Genomic DNA, 18,864 nt, shown 5'->3' with positions numbered 1-18,864 from the left:
TCAACCTTTCTCTGACACATAGACGGAGTTCGCGGCGAGGCGGGCCTCCGTTTGTTGGAGGCGCTTCTTCGAGGCTGCACCCCCGAGCGAGAACGTCAATGCGGCGAGCGACTGCGCGATCGCGATCGCGCCCGTCAGGCTCGGAAAGAAGCCGGGCGAAGATGCCGCTTCGAACAGCAGGACGTGGGCCGCGCCCGCGGCCACGGGAGCGCTGGCCGCATCGGTGATCGCGATCAGAGTTGCGCCGGCGCGACTGGCGGCCTGCGCGACCCTCACGCTGGTGCGGGTATAGGGCACGAAGCCGATCACCACGACGGCTTCGCCTGCGCGGAACGCGCCGCAATCGAAATCGTCGGGTCCGGAGCCGCCGACCAGCTGCACCTTGTCCGGCTCGAACAGGCGAAGCTCGTAGTTGAGCAATTCGGCGACGCTGCGGCAGCTGCGAAAACCGGCGATCCAGATGCGGCTGGCGTCGTGCAGCGCCCTTGCGGCCTCCGCGACCGCATGTGCCGAGATGCGCGGAAGACCGGCAGCCTCCGCCTCGATCTTCTCGGTGACCAGCGCGACGCCGGCATGGGGGCCATTGCGCCGATTCCGGGCGCGGCCCGAAAAGGGAGAGCTTTGCGCAGGCCTGCGCGCTTCGACCAACGCGGCGCGCAATTCGTCCCAGCCGGAATAGCCGATCGCCTTGGCAAGACGCGTGAAGGACGCGGGATCGGCGCCCGCCTCCGCCGCGAGGTCACGCATCGAACGGGTGGTGGCGTCGTAGTCGTTGGCGGCGACGAAGCGCCCGACCTCCTGCAGGCGCAAGGGAAGCGACGGGAGTGCGCTGCAGAGTTCGCTGAGCGGTGAGGATTTGACGGGCTCCGACATGAAACATTTGTTGCACAGATTGGTAGATAATGCAACATATGATGCATGTCGCTGGAGAACGCCGCAGGCCCGAGGTATTTACGCCATGACGACCGATGCTCGCAGACCGCCGCGCCGCCGCTTCTCGCTCGCGCTGGGAAGCCGGGAATTGAAAGGCCTGCTCTGGCAGGTCGTGGTGGTGGGGACCGTGGTTGCGATCATCGTTTTTCTCTGGTCCAACACCGTCCACAATCTCGCGGCTCGCCGCATCTCGACCGGGTTTGCCTTCCTCGGCCGCGAGGCCGGCATGCCGATTGCCGACACCCTGCTCGGCTATAATCCGAGAGACACCTATCTCTGGGCCTTCGTCGTCGGCGTCGCCAACACCTTGCGCGTTGCCGTGATCGGCATCGTGCTGGCCACCATTCTGGGAACGGTGATCGGCATCTCGCGGCTTTCGGCCAACTGGTTGCTGGCGCGGCTCGCGGCCGTCTATGTCGAAGTGCTGCGCGACATCCCGCTCCTGCTGCAGCTCCTGTTCTGGTACGTGCTGATACAGGCGCTGCCGCCCGCGCGCGCCGCATGGCGGCCGGTCGAGGGCGTATTCCTGTCCAATCGCGGACTGATCCTGCCCTGGGTCCCGGTCGAGGCCAGCCAGCTCTGGGTGCTCGCCACGGCCGCGCTGGGCCTTGCCGTGTTCCTCGGCATACGGCACGCGCTGATCGCGCGGCAGATGCGCGACGGCAAGGCCAGGCGCGCTTGGCCCTATGCGCTTGCGCTGGTCATTGTGCTTCCGGCGCTTTCGTCGTGGCAGCTCGCGGTGCCCTGGACCATCGCGTGGCCCGAGCTGCGCGGTTTCAACTTCGTCGGCGGGCTGACGCTTGCGCCGGAATATTTCGCGCTCCTGATCGCGCTCGTGACCTATACCTCGGCCTTCATCGCCGAGATCGTCCGCAGTGGTATCCAGTCCGTTCCCCGCGGCCAGTGGGATGCCGCCAATGCGCTGGGCCTGCGCCGCGGCTTCATGCTGCGGCGGGTCATTCTGCCGCAGGCGCTGCGCGTGATCGTGCCACCGATGACGAGCCAGTACCTCAATCTGACCAAGAACTCCTCGCTCGCGGTTGCGATCGGCTACCAGGACGTGGTGTCCATCGCCAACACCACGCTGAACCAGACCGGGCAGGCAATCGAGGCGATCGCGCTGATCATGGCGGTGTTCCTCACCATCAGCCTCTCCATCAGCGTCTTCATGAACTGGTTCAACGCTCGCATTGCGCTGGTGGATCGCTGATCATGATCGCCGCCACCGACATTGCCGACGCCGCGCGCCCCCGCCCGCAACCGGGCAATCCGATCCTGCGCTGGTTGCGCGCCAACCTGTTCCCCTCGATTCCGAACGGCATTCTCACGCTGGTGTTGGTCGCCGTGCTGGCCAAGGGGCTGCACGGCCTTGCGCAATGGGGCATCACGCATGCGGTCTGGCTGACGCCCGCCAATGATTCCAGCGCATGCCGCGCCGCTCACGGGCTCGGCGCCTGCTGGGCCGTGATCCCCGAAAAATACCGCTTCATCCTGTTCGGCACCTATCCGTTCGACGAGCAGTGGCGGCCGGCGCTGTCGGTCATGCTGTTCATCGCGCTCTATTATGTCTCGACCCGTCGCGCCTTGTGGCGGCGCGAGCTGATCTATCTGTGGATCGGCGCGCTCGTCGTGATCAGCGTGTTGTTGTGGGGCGGCGTCTTCGGCCTGTCCTACGTGTCCCAGGACCGTTGGGGCGGACTGCCGGTCACGCTGATCCTGGCCACCTTCGGTCTCGCCTTCGGCTTTCCGCTCGGCATTCTCGTGGCGCTTGGCAGGCGCTCAAAGCTGCCAGCCATTCGCTCGCTCTGCGTGCTCTATGTCGAGTTGATCCGCGGCGTCCCGCTGGTGAGCCTCCTGTTCATGTCGAGCGTGATGTTCCCGCTGTTCATGCCGGACGGATTCAACATCGACAAGCTGCTGCGCGCGCAGATCGCCATCGTGCTGTTTGCCGGTGCCTATCTCGCCGAGGTCATCCGCGGCGGACTGCAGGCCGTGCCGCGTGGCCAATACGAGGCCGCCGATGCCCTTGGACTGTCCTACTGGCGCAAGCACCGCCTGGTCATCCTGCCCCAGGCGATCCGCCACGTGATCCCGCCATTGGTGAACACCTTCATCGCCTTTTTCAAGGACACAAGTCTCGTCCTGATCATCGGTATCTTCGACCTCCTGACCACCGCCAAGACCGCCATCGTCGATCCCGCCTGGCAGCAATTCTCCGTCGAAGTCTACGTCTTCGTGGCCGCGATCTATTTCGCCTTCTGTTTCGCGATGTCGCGCTATAGCCGAAGCCTGGAGGCGCACCGGGCTGGGCGGTGATCGTCCTTCCTCTTGTTGGAGCAGGTGGCACGCAGCCGCGGCAGCGCGTGCTATGCGGCGAGCGTAGCTTGCATCAGCGATGCGAGATCCGGGGACTGCACCCGCGCATCGCTTGCGCTCACGCGGGCTACTCTGGCTGCTACGTGCCAGAGCAACATAACCGGCTTGCTCACGGAATCGGATATCCCTTCCACAGCCATTCCAGCGCCGACGGCAACGTCTGCGCGATGGTGCCAATGCACATGCCACAAGGCCGAGCCGCGATCACGCTGCGCGCTGTCCCCACGCGCTACGGGTTGCTCTGATGCGGCCCCTCGATCGGCTATTTCGATGCCTGGCTGATCTTGTGCTCGAGATGACCAGTACTGTGATCTCGGCGCAATTGGCTCAGCGATGTCTCATTCAACTGAGACAAGACTTCGCTGAGTTTTGCCGTATCCGGATAGCCGGCCGCGAACGACTTCCCGTAGATCTTGCGCAATGTGGCGATCAGGGTGTTGCCGTGCTTCCTGCTGATCTCGCCATCCTTGTCCCGGTGACGACCATCCAGACCCGGCTCCTTCATGTCTTCCTCCCTGCCTGCGTCCATGCGCTTTGCAGGCAAAGTGCTCCTAATCCAGCTGATTGGCAACGCTCTGGAGGGAGCTGACAGCGAGAAAATGATCAGCGCGTAGGACGGATTGGCGCCAGCGTAACCCGCCCTTGTACAGCCAACTTGGAAGGGCGGCAGGTTACGCCTGCGGCTAACCCGCCCTACTTGCTAGCTGTATCTTTTCGACGGAAATCCCGGAGCTGACGATGAAAGCCTATCTTGTCCTCGATATCGCTGTTCATGATTTCGGGTCGTTCAAGGAATATATCGACGAAGTGCCCGCCTTCGTCGCGAAGCACCGCGGCAGGTATATCGTTCAAGGTGCCGTGCCCTCACCGATCGAAGGTGATTGGCGACCTGAAAGAATGGTGATCCTGGAATTTCCAGCGCGCCAGAATGCGACGGACTTCCTGAGCGATCCGGATATTCGAGGCCTGTTTGTGATCCGGCATCGGACGACGGCCAGCAAGCTGGTTCTGGTGGATGGGTGCACGGACCAAAATTCGTAGGGCAGATTGGCGTCAGCGCGGTCCACTATTGCGTGGCGAATTTGAAGAACAGCGGCGGATTCCGTCTGCAGCTAGCACCTCTCAAGGCCGAGATAGAATTCCTCGATGCCGCAGTCATAACTGACTGACATAGACCGAACGATTTTGAGACAGTCCTGCATAGTATTTGGAACAAACTTACGCCTTGGCGGACGTCGATGCTTCAGCTCTGGGTAACTGCGAAGGAAAACGGATGTCTGAAGTCAAGCCTCCGCGCACCGCGATGAGGAACATATGCCGACTGCTCGCCTCCGTCCTCAGTCTGACGATGGTGGCCATGACAGCTGTTCCGGCCGAGGCCGCCAAGGCCAGCAAGCAAGACAAGATCAAAGCTGCCCAGGCAGGGAAAGCCAAGGCAGCCGCGAGGAAACAACTGACTGGCCGCGACCATCAGGGAAATCACGATAGCCTGACAAAGCCGAACAAGTCCGGGGCCAAGGGCGATCGGCACGCCAAGGGCGTCAAGCAGGCCGGCGCCGCAGGGAAGAAGAAAAAGAAGAAATGAGCGCGGAGGACGGATTAGCATTCGCATAATCCGCCGTTATGTGACGAATGTGGAAAGGCGGCGGTTAGGCCTGCAGCCACGGTGACACTGCACTTAATGCCCGATGAGGCGGCGCAGCCATCAGGCATCGCAGAGCCCGCGGCTTATCCTGCAGGCTCACGATCCCGTTTGATTGACTGCGCCGTCACCGCAATTCGACATCTGTCTCCAGCACATAACGGTGCTGCTTTATCGTCTCGCCTCGCGACAGAGAATCGCGCTGGACCACGTCAAGAGGATTGAAGCCGAGCTTGGCCAGAACTCGTCCAGACGCTGGATTGTCGTATGCGTGTCCCGCTCTGAGCTTAAGAAGAAGAGCGTCATTGAAGGCAAAGAGGATAAGAGCCTGAGCCGCTTCGAAGGCGTACCCTTGGCGCCAATGCGCACGATCGAACCAGTAACCCAAATTCGCTTCACGATCAGCGATCGCGTCCAAATAAGCCATCCCGATCATTTGCCCTTCAAGCTCGACGGCGAATCTGTACGCTTCGCCGGACTTCCATTGACGCACATGATCTGCGAACCACGCACCAACCTCCTCTCGACTTGGGGGAAACGAGCTCGTACGCAGCATGCGCGCGACTTCCCAGTCCGATTGAATATCGAAGGCCCGACCAGCATCAGAGCTGCATGTCGGGCGAAGAAAAAGGCGCTCCGTCTGCAGAGAACGAGGAGCTATGTCGACCGCAGTCATATTCACCTCATGCCTTTCAGGCCGTCGACGAATTGCCTATTCTTTCAAGTCGTCCTCGGAATTCCGGCCCGCATAGGCGACGGTCACAATCTCCACCTGCTCTTTGAAGACCCAGAAAGCGATCGTGACTCTGCGCTCAAAGCCGATTGTGCGAAGGCCGGGCAGGACATCGTCCCGGCGTGTGCCGCGCTTCGGAAACGTGGCGAGCGCCATGCAGGCTTCCTCGATGCGGTCGATGAAATCGCCAGCGATATTGTGACCCGACCGCTCCGCGATGTATTCGTAGAGGCCAATGAGATCGGCCTCCGCTTCCGGCCGGAATACGACCTCGAACGCCACGCTTCAAGTGCTCCGCTTGGCGGCTTTCATGGTCCTCGCGTGGCGAGCCCGGAGGCGCTTGAAAACATCGGCGGCCGGAACGCTGGGGCGCGGGTCCTTGACCGAGGCCTGCACCTTGGCGCGCAGGTAGTCGTCGAGCGCGGCATCCTGGCGGTCGAGGGCACGCAGGGCCGCGCGCATGACCTCGCTGGCCGAGGCGTATTCGCCAGACTTCAGGCGCGCCTCGAGGCTTGCGAACTGCGGGCCGAGCGTGACAGTGATGGGCTTGCTGCTGCGCATGTGGTGCCTTCCTTTTGGGTCCTTATATCACAGGTATGACAGTGTCATACAGGACGAATTGATCTGAAGACGTGCATGGCCGCGACAGGCGCGGCCGTGACGGCGGAGAAGACGTTGCGGCATTGCGCGCGAAGGTCGACCCGACCGGCAAATCGGTTGTGCAATCTTTTGAAGGGACGCGGGCCGCGCATCAAACCGCCAAAGTTCACCTGCGCCGAAAAACCAATTTCGCTTGCGCCATCAAGCTGATTTGCCCTGTCCAGCCCTCCGCGCAAAGATATTCCTATTTCTATTTTTCAGAAATCATGGTTTCCTACATCCATCCCGCTTCCACCGGAGGGGCGTATCGCGATCGTCACGAGACGTGGGAAGGGGATGCGATGGGCGCAGTGGGTCGCAGCGTGGCTGATGTCGCGCCGACGAACGATCCATTGCGCACGGCGAAATCGTGCGGTCCTGGCCTCCCGGTGCTGAGGCCAAGCTTTGCGGACGACGATCTGCGAAGCGACGGGGGCAAGAACGCCGGTCCCCGGGGAGACCACGTATAAGCCGTAAAGCCATTCGCGCAGGGAAGGCCGGTTGTTCGGCCCACCTGTGGTGACTGCCGCCTGCTTTTTGTTTTGCAGGCGGGCCATGGGTGCCGGCCAGGCATCCGGCCTTCCCTGCGCCCTCCACAATTCGAGGGCGGCGAATTTCTCCGTAGAAACTCGGGCGCGAGGCGCGGCGAGAACGAACAGTTGTGTCGTCATGAACGGTGGATTGGATTTGCGTGCCTCACGCAAGAGCGCGTTGCTTGGACCCCCACCCCGGCGCTACGCGCCGACCCTCCCCGCAAGGGGGAGGGTGAAGCATGGACGCCTCACCGGCCCACACTTCATGCCGTTGTCACCGGTCATTAACCGGTTGCTAACCATACACCGGGCAAAAATTGCCGGGTTGGAAGTGAGTGTCGCAGTCGGGTGCGGATGTTGGGGGAGGCCCTTTCCGTGGACGCCAGTGCGGTAGCTCAGTCTCGAAACGGTGGCCCGGTGGCCGCCGCGAAATCGTTTGGGGCCGGCCAGCGCGGCCCGCGGGGAGAGCCGAGAGCCATGGTCGACGTCACGGCAGGACAAGGGGCCGGGTTGCCGGCATCAGGATTCAAGCTCAGCGACATCATCGATATCTTGAAGCGCGGCGACATCGCACTCGCACTCGGCATCCTCACCATCCTGGTGGTGCTGATCCTGCCGCTGCCGTCGATCCTGCTCGACATGTTCCTGGCGATCTCGATCACGCTGTCGATGCTGATCCTGATGACCGCGCTGTTCATCCAGGCGCCGCTGGAATTCTCCTCCTTCCCGACCGTGCTCTTGATCTCGACCATGCTGCGGCTGTCGCTGAACCTGGCGTCGACCCGGCTGATCCTGTCGCGCGGCCATGAGGGCACCGACGCTGCCGGCCACGTCATCGAGGCCTTCGGCTCGTTCGTGATGGGCGGCAATTTCGTCATCGGCCTGATCGTGTTCGCGATCCTGGTCACGGTGAACTTCGTGGTCATCACCAAGGGTTCGGGCCGCATCGCCGAGGTCGCGGCGCGCTTCCATTTGGATTCGATGCCCGGCAAGCAGATGGCGATCGACGCCGATCTCTCCGCCGGACTGATCGACGAAAAGGTCGCCAAGGAACGGCGCAAGGCGCTGGAGGACGAAAGCGGCTTCTTCGGCGCCATGGACGGTGCCTCAAAATTCGTCCGCGGCGATGCGATCGCAGGCCTGCTCGTCGTCTTCATCAACATCATCGGCGGCATCATCATCGGCGTCGCGCAGCAGGGCCTTTCCTTTAGCGATGCCGCCCGATCCTATACGGTGCTGACGGTCGGCGACGGCCTGGTCACCCAGGTGCCGGCGCTGATCGTCTCCACCGCCGCGGGCCTGCTGGTGTCCAAGGCCGGCGTCACCGGCGCGGCCGACAAGGCGCTGATCAAGCAGTTCTCCGGCTATCCGCAGGCGCTCGGCATGTCGGCCGCTGTCATGCTGGTGCTGGCGGCGCTGCCGGGCATTCCGACCCTGCCCTTCCTGGCGCTCGGCTCGGGCGCGGCCGCGCTCGCCTGGAAGGCGCGCAAGCAGAAGCATGTCGCCAAGGCCGCGGAAGCCGCAGCCGCCGCCGCGCCCGCTGCGGCCGCCGCCGCGGCAGCGGCTGCGGAAGAACCGATCTCCGCCGCGCTGAAGATCGACGACCTCAAGATCGAGCTCGGCTATGCGCTCTTGCCGCTGGTCAATGGCCCCGACGGGACCGACCGGCTGACCGACCAGATCAAGGCGCTGCGACGATCTCTGGCGATCGAGATGGGTTTCGTGATGCCGTCGGTGCGCATCCTCGACAACGTCCAGCTCGAAGCCAATACCTACGTCATCAAGATCAAGGAAGTGGACGCCGGCACCGGCAAGATCTGGCCGAGCCAGTTCATGGTCATGGATCCCGGCGGCAATCAGGTCGCCGTGCCCGGCATCCACACCACCGAGCCGACCTTCGGCCTGCCCGCCACCTGGGTCGATGCCAGCCTGAAGGAAGAGGCCTCGCTGAAGGGCTACACCGTGGTCGACGCCGCCACCGTGCTCTCGACCCATCTCACCGAGCTGCTCAAGGCCAATATGAGCGACCTGCTCTCCTATGGCGAGGTGCAGAAGCTCTTGAAGGAGCTGCCGAAGGAGCAGAGCGAGCTCATCAAGGACATCGTGCCGAGCCAGATCACCATCTCCGGCATCCAGCGCGTGCTGCAGCTCTTGTTGGCCGAACGCATCTCGATCCGCGATCTCTCGACCATCCTCGAAGGCATCGCGGATGCGCTCGCGTTCTCGCGCAATCCGTCGACCATCGTCGAGCATGTCCGCGCCCGCCTGGCCCGCCAGATCTGCGCCCACAACACCTCGCCGATGGGCTATCTGCCGCTGATCGCGCTGTCGGCGCGGTGGGAGCAGGCGTTCGCGGAATCGCTGGTCGGCCAGGGCGAGGAACGCAGCCTCGCGATGCAGCCATCGAAACTCTCGGAGTTCATGACCGCCACGCGCGACGCCTTCGAGCGCGCCGCTCGCGAGGGCGAATCGCCGGTGCTGGTGACGTCAGCGGCGATCCGCCCGTTCGTGCGCTCGCTGGTGGAGCGCTTCCGCGCCCAGACCACGGTGTTGTCGCAGGCCGAAATCCATCCGCGAGCCCGGCTGAAGACCGTCGGCAGCATCTAGCGCAACGGTTGAGTTTGACTATATTATTCCCGCAGAGGTCGGCACCAAATGCTGACCTCTGCCGCTTTCGGTAGCATTTTCCGCCTATGCCTTTCCGCCACAGGCAACTAATTTGTTAATTTTCCTTCATCAAGGCGATTTTTTGTCAGAGACGGCCAAAATTGTTGCAAGCGATTGTATTTACTAGGCTTATTCTGGATTTAGGCTGCCACAATCGCGGCAGATCACGACTGATCACGCTCTTGTGATGGTGACTTGGGAACGGAATTGGGATTTCCTACGTTTCTTAGCGCGACACGATGAACCCCCGGCCGAACCGCACCGACGAATCGACGAATCATCGAGGACGCAAGACGAAATCGCGAGCGGAAGGCGGCAGGAGGCTTCCATGAACCACTCGATCTACAGCGCAGATCGGACCACCCACCTGAAGATCGTGGTCGTGGCGCTCGTGGCTGGCATCGCGGTGGCAGGTTTCGGCATTACCGCCCGCAGCGGTTCGGACAACGACATGCAGACGGCCCGCGTCATCAAGGCGGGCAAGCCGGTGGTGGTGACGAGTTCGGAGGCGCCGCTGGTTCGCTAAAGGAGTTTAAGGAATTCACGCGGTGCTACAGCCCCCCAGTGGCCGCGTGGATATGTAGTAGACCCAACCCCAAGTCCACTACCGAAAACGCCCGCTCCCCACGGGCGTTTTCTTTTTGTGGAGGTCTCAGCGCGCCGGCGCGGGCGGCACGGTCTCGATCAGCTTGCCGGAGAACACGATCGGTCCGGTCGCCACTCCGGTCGGCGAACCGCCCTCCGGCTCCAGCGTCACGGCAAAGGTCGCCCGATTGACCGTGTCGGGATCGTAGGCGGCGAGCACCGGCCTGGTGGTGAAATCGTTGCCGCCGATCACGCCGAGCGAGCGCGGTCGCTGCAGCCTGTCCGACACCAGCCACAGCTCGTAGCTCTTGCCGGGCTCCGGTTCAGCACCGACCCGGCGCACGGTGAAGTTCTTGCTGCTGGCATCGACCGTCAGGATGAAGGCCGGCGACGATCCGTCTTTCTGCAGCAGCGCGACATATTGCGCGGCCGGCGCCTTCACCTGGGCCACTTGCGTGCGCGGCTTGGGCCGCAAACCTTCCGGCAGCAATTCCGGTCGATAGAGCTGGACGCCGATTATCGCCAGCAGCACTGCCGCAAGCGCCGCCATGACATTGGCGACCATCCGCCATTGCCGGGCCTTTAGGGTCAGCCGCACCATCTCGACGTTGTCGTTGACCGCTTGAACCGTGGGCGCCCCTGTCAGCGCGCCAGGCCTGGTGGGCTGTTCCGGCCGCTCGCGCTCAGCGTTCGCCGGAAGCTCCTGCTCCAGAACCGGTGCACCCGGAGGCGTCACGTGCTCCGATGCCACGTCCGACGTCTGCGCCGACAGAGGTGTCTGTTCTGGAACGACCTGTTCCTGCTGACGCGGGGCTTCGATCGCGGCCTTGATGCGAGCCCACAATTCGGGCCGCGGCTCCACCAGCCCGACCATCTGATTGAGCACGCTCAGGCGGAATTCCCATGCCTGAACCAGGGCCGCATAGTCCTTGTCGACGGACATCATCGTCTCGACCTGTGTCCGCTCGTCCGCATCGAGCGTGCCGAGCGTGTATTCCGCGGCCAGCGCAATATGATCTTCGCTATACGCCATCACACGTCCAGATCATCAGACCCGCCGCCTCAACGAAATCAGAGACCAAGGCACGCGCGGATATCCATCATGCTCCGCCTGAGCCAAGTCTTTACCGTATTCACCGGCGCCCCAAACTTCGCCGCCAGCTGCTCGCGGCTCCAACCGTTGTAATAGGCCAGCAGCACCAGCTTCTGACGGTCAGGTTCGAGCTGCCCGACGCATTCCAACAGCCGCCTGAGCTCCTCCGACATTTCACGGCGCGCCAGCGGATCCGGAGTCTCGGCCGCAACCTCCATCGCGTCGGGTGCCTCTTCGAGCGACAGTTCGCCGCGTTTGCGGACTAGGTCGATGGCGCGATTGCGCGCGATCGCGGCCATCCAGGTGATCGGCGAGGACACCGCGGGATTGAATTGCGCAGCGCTGTGCCAGACCTTGACGTAGGTTTCCTGGACGACCTCCTCGGCGAGATCCTGTCGCCGCAAGATACGGAGCACGACGCCATAGAGTTTCGCCCGCGTCGCCGTGTACAGACGCTCGAAGGCGGCTTCGTCTCCCCTGGCGACCGCGGCGAGCAGCCAGACCAGCTCTGCCGGCGTCAGCATTCAGCTTTCCCCGAAATCGCCCTGCTCCATCGTTTCCAAACCCGGCCAAAGTGTAGACGCCATCGCCGCGACAAAAAAGCCCGGGCGCCAGGCCCGGGCTCGATCCTGCCACTTGATCAAACCCGCGCGGTCAGGCGATCACGCCGAGGCGGGCACGCATCAAGCCGATGCTGTCGAGGTCGGCCTGCTCGCGCGCGTTCTCCTCGGCCTTTTCGCGGGCCTGATCGCGCTCATCGAGCAGCTCGACCTTCTTCAATTCCTCAAACGCCTCCGACAGCGCGCCCTTGGCTTCCTCGAGCTGGCCGCGCAGCTCGTCGGCCGAGCGGGTCAGGTTCTCGCGGCGCTGGATCGCAGCCTTGGCGTAGGTCGGATAGGCAAAATGCGAGGGATCATTGATGCCGGCGCGGTCCTGCTCGGTCTGGATCTCGCGCTCCAGCTCGGCCGACATGCGCTCGAAATCGGCAATCATGCCCTCGATCTGCGCCACCCGGCGGCGCTTCTCGTCGACCTGGAATTTCTTCAGGCGAATTAGTGTTTCGCGCGACTTCATCGACTCATACTCCCCAGAAGTCCCGTAGCGGACGCGGGACGGGGCCGGCCGCCCGTCAAGGGCCCGCCGGCTTGGCTCATCACATGGCGCGGATGATTACCCGACAAAGTTAGCTTTCCGTTTCCAACCGCCCCAGGATTTGTTCCAGCTGGCGGTAGCCGGCAGCAAGACCGCAAATTTCGTCCTTGCGCTGCCGCAGGAAGCCCTCCAGCGGCTCGTGCAGGCGGATCGCCTCGTCGACCTCCGGGCTGGAGCCGGCGCGGTAGGCGCCGAGCCGGATCAACTCCTCCATGTCGGCATAGGTTGCCATCACCTGGCGGGCCCGCATGATGGTGGGCAGGTAGGCAGGATCGGCCGACTTCGGCATCGTGCGCGACACCGATTTGAGGATGTTGATCGCGGGATAGCGTCCGCGCTCCGCGATCGAGCGCTGCATCACCACGTGGCCGTCGAGAATGCCGCGCACCGCATCCGCAACCGGCTCATTATGATCGTCGCCGTCGACCAGCACGGTGAAGATGCCGGTGATGGTGCCCTCGCCCGTCCCCGGCCCCGCCCGCTCCAGCAGCTTCGGCAACTCGGTGAACACGGTCGGCGTATAACCCTTGGCGGTCGGCGGCTCGCCGGCGGAGAGGCCGATCTCGCGCTGCGCCATGGCAAAGCGTGTCACCGAATCCATCAGGCACAGCACGTCCTTGCCCTCGTCGCGGAAATATTCCGCCGTCGCCAGCGTCAGATACGCCGCCTGCCGCCGCATCAGCGCCGGCTCATCCGAGGTCGCGACCACCACCACCGATCGCGCCAGACCTTCCTCGCCGAGATCGTCCTGCAGGAATTCCTGCACCTCGCGGCCACGTTCGCCGATCAGACCGATGATCGAGATGTCGGCGTCGACGTTGCGCGCCAGCATCGACAGCAGCACCGACTTGCCGACGCCGGAGCCGGCGAAGATGCCAAGCCGTTGGCCGCGGCAGCAGGTTAAGAAGGTGTTGAGCGCGCGCACACCGAGATCGAGCGGGGTGCCGACCCGTTTGCGCGAATGCGCCGGCGGCGGCATGTTGCGATAAGGCACCGGCGAGCCGCCGAGCGGCAGCGGCCCCTTGCCGTCGATCGGCTCGCCCATGGCATTGATCACGCGCCCAAGCCAAGCCGGGGACGGCCGCACCTGGTTGGCTGCATTGGCGATCACGGCACGACAACCGCGGCGTACGCCTTCGAGCCCGGCAAACGGCATCACCACCGCGTTCTTGCCGGAGAAGCCGATCACCTCGGCAGGGATGTAATTATTGCCGGTCTCGATCACGATCCGCGCGCCGACCGACATCGCGTGGATCGGCCCCGCGATTTCGACCATCAATCCTTTGACGCCGACGACGCGCCCATAGATATTCACACCGTCGATGTCGTTGATTTGCTCGGCGAGCGCCTTCATTGCGGAAACCTTAAGTATCGGCGGTTTAGCCCGCCCTGCTTAACTTCGTGTTTACCCGCATCATTAATCATTGCGTCACTGTCTTGGGTGACTGAGAGGCTCGGCTCGCTGCTTACAAAAATCAGCGGGTCGCGGGAGTCGGTTAGGTCCGTCTCTTAACATGGAGCTTGAACGAGAACGGCTGAGAAAACCTGCTTCGTCGCAATATCTTAGGGCGATTCGACAAAAATTGCACGGATGGAGCTTGCGGAGGTGAATCAGATTTTGTTAACCATCTTCTCGTCAGGATCCGAATCAGTTGTTCAAAGGCGTTTTGAGTGCCGCAAGTGCGGCCGACCTGACGCCCGGAGCGGCGACTATGGGGAACTGGCATGCGCGTTTTGCTGATTGAGGATGACAGCGCCGTCGCGCAGTCTATCGAATTGATGCTCAAGTCCGAGAGCTTCAACGTCTATACGACGGACCTTGGCGAAGAAGGCGTCGATCTCGGCAAGCTTTACGACTACGATATTATCCTGCTCGACCTCAATCTGCCCGACATGTCCGGCTACGACGTGCTCAAGCAGCTGCGGGTCTCCAAGATCAAGACTCCGATCCTGATCCTGTCCGGCCTCGCCGGCATCGAGGACAAGGTCAAGGGTCTCGGCTTCGGCGCCGACGACTACATGACCAAGCCCTTCCACAAGGACGAGCTGATCGCACGCATTCATGCGATCGTGCGCCGCTCCAAGGGTCATGCCCAGTCGGTCATCCAGACCGGCGACCTCGTCGTCAATCTCGACACCAAGACGGTGGAAGTCGGCGGCCAGCGCGTGCATCTGACCGGCAAGGAATACCAGATGCTGGAGCTGCTTTCGCTCCGCAAGGGCACCACCCTGACCAAGGAAATGTTCCTGAACCATCTCTATGGCGGCATGGACGAGCCGGAGCTGAAGATCATCGACGTCTTCATCTGCAAGCTGCGCAAGAAGCTCGCCAACGCCTCCGAAGGCCGCAACTTCATCGAGACCGTCTGGGGCCGCGGCTATGTGCTGCGCGAGCCGCACGACCTCGACGAACGCATTCCCGCCTGATCTTACGGCTTTTCCCGGGGCTGGCTGCGAGCGCCGCGCTCGCGACACCCGAACCTCGACCCCGCCGCGAATGGCGGGGTTTTTGTTTGTGGGGATTGATGTTGGACGCCCGCGTGCCTTGCGGACGCTGCGCTCCCTCTCCCCGCCTGCGGGGAGAGGGTCGGGGTGAGGGGGACTCTCCACAGACGGACCTCGCGGAGAGTCCCCCTCACCCGGATTGCATCTTCGATGCAATCCGACCTCTCCCCGCAAGCGGGGCGAGGTGCCCCCGAGCAAGCCGTGATATCTGCGACCAACAATTGTCCTACTGAAAGACGTGGACGTCTGCGCCTGCAGCGCAATCTCATCACACAAGGTCGTCGATCTCATTGCGACACGCATCTCGTTCTGACATGCCCATTTCGTTCTGACATGCAGTAGCGATCTCGCGGCGCATCGCGCCCGAGCTATTTGGCAATCTCACCGCCCTCTTGTCCTTGAGGGCGCAGGGAAGGCCGGGCGCTGGCCGCGCCCGTGGCCCGCCTGCAGAAAAGAAAGCAGGCGGCAGTCACCACAGGTCTGGCCGAGAACGCCCGGCCTTCCCCGCGCGATGTTTGAAGGCTTACTCCGCGCTCTCCCCAGGGACCGGCTCTCTTGCCCCTGTCATCCGCAACGCGCCAAACGCATCGTCACGAACTTGACGCCAGCACCGGGGCGCCAGGACCACGCGGCTTGACCGTGCGCACCGGATCGTTCGTCCGCATGAACTTTACTTGGGCATGATCTTTATCGGAAAACCGCTACGCACTTTTCCGGATCATGCCGCCATGCTGCGACCCGACGCGCCCACCGCATCCCGCACCCGACGTCCGTGACGATCGCGAAGCGTCCCCTCGTTGGGGCGAGACGAAGACATAAAAACATATCTTCCGAAAAAACGAAATCAGAATATTTTTGCGTGAAGATCTGGACAGGCCAAATCACGCTGAAATTTCTTGCGAAATTCCTCTTTCCGGACTCGCTGACACGATTGCGATGCCCGAGCGGCCCCGAGCAGGTCAAGCCCGGTGTCGCCAGAAACAAACAAGCGAACGTAGCTCGCATGAGCGACAGCGACATGCGGGATCACAACCCGGATTTCGCTTTCGCTCATCCGGGCTACGCTTGCCTCCCCATGCAGGACCTGCGGATGTTACACCGTCATGACCCCGGGGTTTTGATCACGAGCTTGATGTTCAGCAGGCTGACGCCCTTGAATGGGTTTGGCGCGCTTTCGATCGTTCCCGTGCCGGTGGCGTTCGCATAGGCGCCTGTTCCCGAAAGGATCGTGTACTCGCCGGTCGACTTGCCGTCCTTGGCCATGCCGGTGTAGCGCGCGGTGATCGAGCCTTCCTCGAATGTGTAGGTGCTGTAGCCGAAGAAGGGGCCCGAGCCTTTGAGCAGGTCCGCAGTATTGACGAACTCTTTCACGCCGATGCGGCCGTCGTTGAAGACGGCGACGCCAAACAATTTGCCGGACGCGATCGTCTGTCCTTCGACGTTCGCGACCTCCATGACTTTGACATCGATCGGCTTGGTGACGAGCTTGAACTCAAGCACCTTCTCACCGGCAACAGCGGTTGATGCCGCAGCGGCCATCGCGACGCCAGACAGGACAAAGATGAGAGACTTCCGCATAGGCTCCTCCTCCTTTGCTTGCTGAAATCAAGTCAAGAAGTTGCGCAGCGGGCTAGACGCCATGCCCCGGCTCTTGCGGCAGCACGACAGAGAGCCCTCGGCGACGCCCCGGAAGCGGCCGAAGTCTCTGAACCCCAGGCACGCAGGCCGGGACGCACCTATAGGTCTTGAGCGATGGCTAAAAGTTCAGGGGTCGTTCAGGTATAACTGTAGGCAACAGAATTGCACGGCGAGCGCGCTTGATGCACCGTGTCGCCGAATTCACGCAGTTCGTCGCGGACGATGGCCCGCGCTTGGTTGCCGCTGTGCGCATGATTGGAAGGGTGGAGTAGATCCGCAAATTTGCACTTGGCTTTTGAAGGACGCGGCGACGTGGGACTCGATAGGACTGCGTTCGAGTTCTCGGCGGTCAGGATGGAGGTGTGCACATGGGTCAGAACGAGATCGAGGCCATACGCGCATTACTGAGCTCGAAGCCGCGCCCGGTGGGGTGGAGTGAACGACGGCAACGTCTCGACGAGGTCGGTTCGGTATGGCCGATTGCGGGAGATGTCAGACTCGATCCGGTCGATCTTGGAGGCGTCCCCGGCGAGTGGTCGACCGCGCCCGGAAGCGATACCGATCGGGTCCTACTTTATTTCCATGGCGGCGGCTATTGCTCAGGCTCCATTGTCAGCCACCGACGCATGGTGACGGAAGCCGGCCGCGCGGCCGCGGTCCGCACGCTCGCGGTCGGCTATCGGCTGTCCCCGGAGCATCCGTTTCCGGCTGCGCTCGATGACGCGCTCACGGCCTGGCAATTCCTGCGGCGGCTCGGGATCCCCGCGGCGCAGATCGCCATCGGCGGCGACAGCGCCGGCGGCGGCCTCACGATCGCGCTCATCAATCGCCTGCGAGAGACGCAGGCCGAACAGCCGGCCTGCGCCTGGCTGGTATCACCCTGGACCGATCTGACCATGTCCGGTTCAACGCTCGAAACGAAGGAGGCCGTCGATCCCATCATCCATAGAAGCTACCTCCTCGAGCTGGCCGAGGCCTATGTTCCCGCCGGAGTCGACAGGGAAGACCCGCTTGTGTCGCCGCTCTATTCGGACTTGAAAGGCTTTCCTGCAACTCTGGTCCAGGTCGGATCGAACGAGACCCTGCTCGCGGACGCGACGCGCTTTGCGGCTGCAGCCGGTGCTGCGGATGTCGCGGTGACCTTGGAGATCTGGCCCCACATGATTCACGCCTGGCATCTTTGGAATGCTCACCTCGAGCCCGGGCGCCAAGCGCTCGCGAGTGCCGGCGCCTTCATCCGTGGGCGTCTTGGGTAGGACGCCGTAGGACGGGCGAAAGTGCGTCCGTATTGTCTACGCGTTAAAGATCGCGGAGGCATCGTGCCCATCGGAAAGCTTACTTGTCCGCATTGGCGACTTGGGTGAACGAGCAGTCCAGACCGCAAGTGTAGCCCGCATGAGCGGCAGCGATATGCGGGAGCACGAACCCGGATTTCGCTTCGCTCATCCGGGCTACGCTTGCTGGCAGGTGATCATCAAGTGACGAGCAGCACAACGCCTGCGACGAGCAGCAGGCATCCCATGAATCTCCATGCGCCGACCGGTTCTCGCAGCAGGAGCACGCCGAATAACGCGCCGATCATCATGGACATTTCGCGGGTCGGTGCGACCACGCTCAGTGGCGCGCCCATCTCCAGAGCGGCGAGGACCAGGATGTATGACAGCGGTGACAGCAGCCCGACGCCGATCGCGAGAAGCCGGCGTCCTTGCATCAGCTCACCGGCGCGCTCGAGGTTGCGCAGCACTACGGGTGCGAGCAGCACGAAGCGCAGCAGGTTCGAGAACCAGTCGAGCATGACCGGCCGGATGCCGAGCGCTTTCACGCCGTAAGCATCGACGATCGTGTAGCTGGAGATCAGCAGACCGGTTGCGATGCCCCAGCGTACGCCGGCCTGGCCGCGCGATTGACGGAACGCGATGAGGTCACCCTGGGTTAAGATGAGACCGATGCCGACGACGACCGCGGCGAGGCCGAGAAGTCCCTGATACGAAGGTGTTTCGCCCAACAACAGGAAGGCGCCGAGCGTCGAGAACGTCGGTCCCATGCCGCGGGCCACAGGATAGACCACCGAAAGATCCGCGACCTGATAGCCGCGCTGCAGGCAGAGACTGTAGCAGAGGTGGATCGTGCCGCTGAGCAGGATGCAGCCCACGACGGCTGGACTCACGACGACGCCCTCGTGGGTCAGGACGCAGGCCACCCACGGCGCGTAGGCGATGCAGGCGATGAGGTTGTATGCGAACACGAAAGTCGGCCCCGCCGCAGCGGCTCGCTTCGAAAGCATGTTCCAGGTGGCGTGGACGAAAGCGGCGAGAACGACGAGAATAACTGGGGCGAACGACATGAGACCTCCGCGCGCCAACACGGC

The 18,864-nt window shown here is 62.8% G+C and carries 20 protein-coding genes; 9 read left to right on the top strand and 11 right to left on the bottom strand.

Translation table 11 applies throughout. From position 1 onward, the window contains the following. Positions 1-873, bottom strand: coding sequence for a MurR/RpiR family transcriptional regulator (locus ACQR1W_RS20750; RefSeq protein WP_434852536.1), 873 nt, complete (start codon positions 871-873; stop codon positions 1-3). 85 nt (positions 874-958) lie between these two features. On the opposite strand from ACQR1W_RS20750, the gene ACQR1W_RS20745 reads away from it, so the two are divergent. Both ACQR1W_RS20745 and ACQR1W_RS20740 read left to right on the top strand, forming a co-directional pair. After that, positions 959-2,143, top strand: coding sequence for an amino acid ABC transporter permease (locus tag ACQR1W_RS20745; RefSeq protein WP_434852535.1), 1,185 nt, complete (start codon positions 959-961; stop codon positions 2,141-2,143). A 2-nt stretch (positions 2,144-2,145) separates the two neighbouring features. After that, positions 2,146-3,249 (top strand): amino acid ABC transporter permease, encoded by a 1,104-nt coding sequence (locus ACQR1W_RS20740; protein WP_434852534.1) that lies wholly within the window; start codon positions 2,146-2,148, stop codon positions 3,247-3,249. Positions 3,250-3,571: 322 nt separating this feature from the next. On the opposite strand, the gene ACQR1W_RS20735 is transcribed toward ACQR1W_RS20740, so the two are convergent. Next, positions 3,572-3,814 carry a hypothetical protein gene (locus ACQR1W_RS20735; protein WP_434852533.1) on the bottom strand — a complete coding sequence of 81 codons (243 nt, stop codon included), beginning with the start codon at positions 3,812-3,814 and terminating at the stop codon, positions 3,572-3,574. Between the two features lie 233 nt (positions 3,815-4,047). Between ACQR1W_RS20735 and ACQR1W_RS20730 the strand changes: the two genes are divergently transcribed. Both ACQR1W_RS20730 and ACQR1W_RS20725 read left to right on the top strand, forming a co-directional pair. Next, entirely contained in the window at positions 4,048-4,350 is a 303-nt protein-coding gene (locus ACQR1W_RS20730) for a DUF1330 domain-containing protein (RefSeq protein ID WP_434852532.1), read from the top strand. 232 nt (positions 4,351-4,582) lie between these two features. After that, on the top strand, positions 4,583-4,894 hold the full coding sequence (locus tag ACQR1W_RS20725) for a hypothetical protein (protein ID WP_434852531.1): 312 nt from the start codon (positions 4,583-4,585) through the stop codon (positions 4,892-4,894). Between the two features lie 184 nt (positions 4,895-5,078). On the opposite strand, the gene ACQR1W_RS20720 is transcribed toward ACQR1W_RS20725, so the two are convergent. Genes ACQR1W_RS20720 through ACQR1W_RS20710 form a run of 3 tightly spaced genes read right to left on the bottom strand, consistent with a single transcriptional unit; the run spans position 5,079 to position 6,245 of the window. Next, the gene (locus ACQR1W_RS20720) at positions 5,079-5,627 is read right to left on the bottom strand and encodes a GNAT family N-acetyltransferase (RefSeq protein ID WP_434852530.1); all 549 of its coding nucleotides are present in this window, start codon (positions 5,625-5,627) and stop codon (positions 5,079-5,081) included. A gap of 36 nt (positions 5,628-5,663) precedes the next feature. After that, complete coding sequence (locus ACQR1W_RS20715; RefSeq protein WP_434852529.1) at positions 5,664-5,966, bottom strand: type II toxin-antitoxin system RelE/ParE family toxin; 303 nt, start codon at positions 5,964-5,966, stop codon at positions 5,664-5,666. Positions 5,967-5,969: 3 nt separating this feature from the next. Beyond that, the gene (locus tag ACQR1W_RS20710) at positions 5,970-6,245 is read right to left on the bottom strand and encodes a type II toxin-antitoxin system ParD family antitoxin (protein WP_434852528.1); all 276 of its coding nucleotides are present in this window, start codon (positions 6,243-6,245) and stop codon (positions 5,970-5,972) included. Between the two features lie 71 nt (positions 6,246-6,316). Between ACQR1W_RS20710 and ACQR1W_RS20705 the strand changes: the two genes are divergently transcribed. The 3 genes from ACQR1W_RS20705 (at position 6,317) to ACQR1W_RS20695 (ending at position 10,049) form a co-directional block, all read left to right on the top strand. Next, the gene (locus tag ACQR1W_RS20705; RefSeq protein WP_434852527.1) at positions 6,317-6,793 is read left to right on the top strand and encodes a hypothetical protein; all 477 of its coding nucleotides are present in this window, start codon (positions 6,317-6,319) and stop codon (positions 6,791-6,793) included. Between the two features lie 540 nt (positions 6,794-7,333). After that, entirely contained in the window at positions 7,334-9,463 is a 2,130-nt protein-coding gene (flhA, locus tag ACQR1W_RS20700; protein ID WP_008974050.1) for a flagellar biosynthesis protein FlhA, read from the top strand. Between the two features lie 388 nt (positions 9,464-9,851). Next, positions 9,852-10,049: a hypothetical protein gene (locus ACQR1W_RS20695; RefSeq protein WP_008974052.1), complete on the top strand. Its 198-nt coding sequence runs from the start codon at positions 9,852-9,854 to the stop codon at positions 10,047-10,049. A gap of 126 nt (positions 10,050-10,175) precedes the next feature. On the opposite strand, the gene ACQR1W_RS20690 is transcribed toward ACQR1W_RS20695, so the two are convergent. The 4 genes from ACQR1W_RS20690 to fliI form a co-directional block, all read right to left on the bottom strand. Next, complete coding sequence (locus ACQR1W_RS20690; protein ID WP_434852526.1) at positions 10,176-11,141, bottom strand: anti-sigma factor; 966 nt, start codon at positions 11,139-11,141, stop codon at positions 10,176-10,178. 38 nt (positions 11,142-11,179) lie between these two features. Continuing rightward, complete coding sequence (locus ACQR1W_RS20685; protein ID WP_434852525.1) at positions 11,180-11,725, bottom strand: sigma-70 family RNA polymerase sigma factor; 546 nt, start codon at positions 11,723-11,725, stop codon at positions 11,180-11,182. Positions 11,726-11,855: 130 nt separating this feature from the next. Beyond that, positions 11,856-12,275, bottom strand: a complete 420-nt coding sequence (gene fliJ, locus ACQR1W_RS20680) for a flagellar export protein FliJ (protein ID WP_008974055.1) — start codon at positions 12,273-12,275, stop codon at positions 11,856-11,858. Between the two features lie 109 nt (positions 12,276-12,384). After that, a complete protein-coding gene (fliI, locus tag ACQR1W_RS20675; protein ID WP_434852524.1) occupies positions 12,385-13,707 on the bottom strand; it encodes a flagellar protein export ATPase FliI in 1,323 nt (440 codons plus the stop codon). Between the two features lie 371 nt (positions 13,708-14,078). Between fliI and ctrA the strand changes: the two genes are divergently transcribed. Further along, positions 14,079-14,780 (top strand): response regulator transcription factor CtrA, encoded by a 702-nt coding sequence (ctrA, locus tag ACQR1W_RS20670; protein ID WP_006614002.1) that lies wholly within the window; start codon positions 14,079-14,081, stop codon positions 14,778-14,780. A 1,179-nt stretch (positions 14,781-15,959) separates the two neighbouring features. Here the strand turns inward: ctrA and ACQR1W_RS20665 are convergent. After that, a complete protein-coding gene (locus ACQR1W_RS20665; RefSeq protein ID WP_434852523.1) occupies positions 15,960-16,436 on the bottom strand; it encodes a hypothetical protein in 477 nt (158 codons plus the stop codon). 428 nt (positions 16,437-16,864) lie between these two features. Here ACQR1W_RS20665 and ACQR1W_RS20660 point away from each other — a divergent pair, with 428 nt between their 5' ends. Beyond that, complete coding sequence (locus ACQR1W_RS20660; RefSeq protein ID WP_434852522.1) at positions 16,865-17,752, top strand: alpha/beta hydrolase; 888 nt, start codon at positions 16,865-16,867, stop codon at positions 17,750-17,752. 218 nt (positions 17,753-17,970) lie between these two features. On the opposite strand, the gene ACQR1W_RS20655 is transcribed toward ACQR1W_RS20660, so the two are convergent. After that, on the bottom strand, positions 17,971-18,840 hold the full coding sequence (locus ACQR1W_RS20655) for an EamA family transporter (RefSeq protein ID WP_434852521.1): 870 nt from the start codon (positions 18,838-18,840) through the stop codon (positions 17,971-17,973). Positions 18,841-18,864: the final 24 nt, after the last annotated feature.

Source organism: Bradyrhizobium sp. HKCCYLS1011 (genome assembly GCF_051167795.1).
Taxonomy (GTDB): Bacteria; Pseudomonadota; Alphaproteobacteria; order Rhizobiales; family Xanthobacteraceae; genus Bradyrhizobium.
Note: the sequence above shows the minus strand (reverse complement) of the source record. Positions and strands in the feature narration are given on the sequence as shown.

Coding starts and splice junctions, on each gene's coding strand:
- ACQR1W_RS20750 (WP_434852536.1), bottom strand. CDS start 873: ATGTCGGAGCCCGTCAAATCCTCACCGCTCAGCGAACTCTGCAGCGCA.
- ACQR1W_RS20745 (WP_434852535.1), top strand. CDS start 959: ATGACGACCGATGCTCGCAGACCGCCGCGCCGCCGCTTCTCGCTCGCG.
- ACQR1W_RS20740 (WP_434852534.1), top strand. CDS start 2,146: ATGATCGCCGCCACCGACATTGCCGACGCCGCGCGCCCCCGCCCGCAA.
- ACQR1W_RS20735 (WP_434852533.1), bottom strand. CDS start 3,814: ATGAAGGAGCCGGGTCTGGATGGTCGTCACCGGGACAAGGATGGCGAG.
- ACQR1W_RS20730 (WP_434852532.1), top strand. CDS start 4,048: ATGAAAGCCTATCTTGTCCTCGATATCGCTGTTCATGATTTCGGGTCG.
- ACQR1W_RS20725 (WP_434852531.1), top strand. CDS start 4,583: ATGTCTGAAGTCAAGCCTCCGCGCACCGCGATGAGGAACATATGCCGA.
- ACQR1W_RS20720 (WP_434852530.1), bottom strand. CDS start 5,627: ATGACTGCGGTCGACATAGCTCCTCGTTCTCTGCAGACGGAGCGCCTT.
- ACQR1W_RS20710 (WP_434852528.1), bottom strand. CDS start 6,245: ATGCGCAGCAGCAAGCCCATCACTGTCACGCTCGGCCCGCAGTTCGCA.
- flhA (WP_008974050.1), top strand. CDS start 7,334: ATGGTCGACGTCACGGCAGGACAAGGGGCCGGGTTGCCGGCATCAGGA.
- ACQR1W_RS20695 (WP_008974052.1), top strand. CDS start 9,852: ATGAACCACTCGATCTACAGCGCAGATCGGACCACCCACCTGAAGATC.
- ACQR1W_RS20690 (WP_434852526.1), bottom strand. CDS start 11,141: ATGGCGTATAGCGAAGATCATATTGCGCTGGCCGCGGAATACACGCTC.
- ACQR1W_RS20685 (WP_434852525.1), bottom strand. CDS start 11,725: ATGCTGACGCCGGCAGAGCTGGTCTGGCTGCTCGCCGCGGTCGCCAGG.
- fliJ (WP_008974055.1), bottom strand. CDS start 12,275: ATGAAGTCGCGCGAAACACTAATTCGCCTGAAGAAATTCCAGGTCGAC.
- fliI (WP_434852524.1), bottom strand. CDS start 13,707: ATGAAGGCGCTCGCCGAGCAAATCAACGACATCGACGGTGTGAATATC.
- ctrA (WP_006614002.1), top strand. CDS start 14,079: ATGCGCGTTTTGCTGATTGAGGATGACAGCGCCGTCGCGCAGTCTATC.
- ACQR1W_RS20665 (WP_434852523.1), bottom strand. CDS start 16,436: ATGCGGAAGTCTCTCATCTTTGTCCTGTCTGGCGTCGCGATGGCCGCT.
- ACQR1W_RS20660 (WP_434852522.1), top strand. CDS start 16,865: ATGGGTCAGAACGAGATCGAGGCCATACGCGCATTACTGAGCTCGAAG.
- ACQR1W_RS20655 (WP_434852521.1), bottom strand. CDS start 18,840: ATGTCGTTCGCCCCAGTTATTCTCGTCGTTCTCGCCGCTTTCGTCCAC.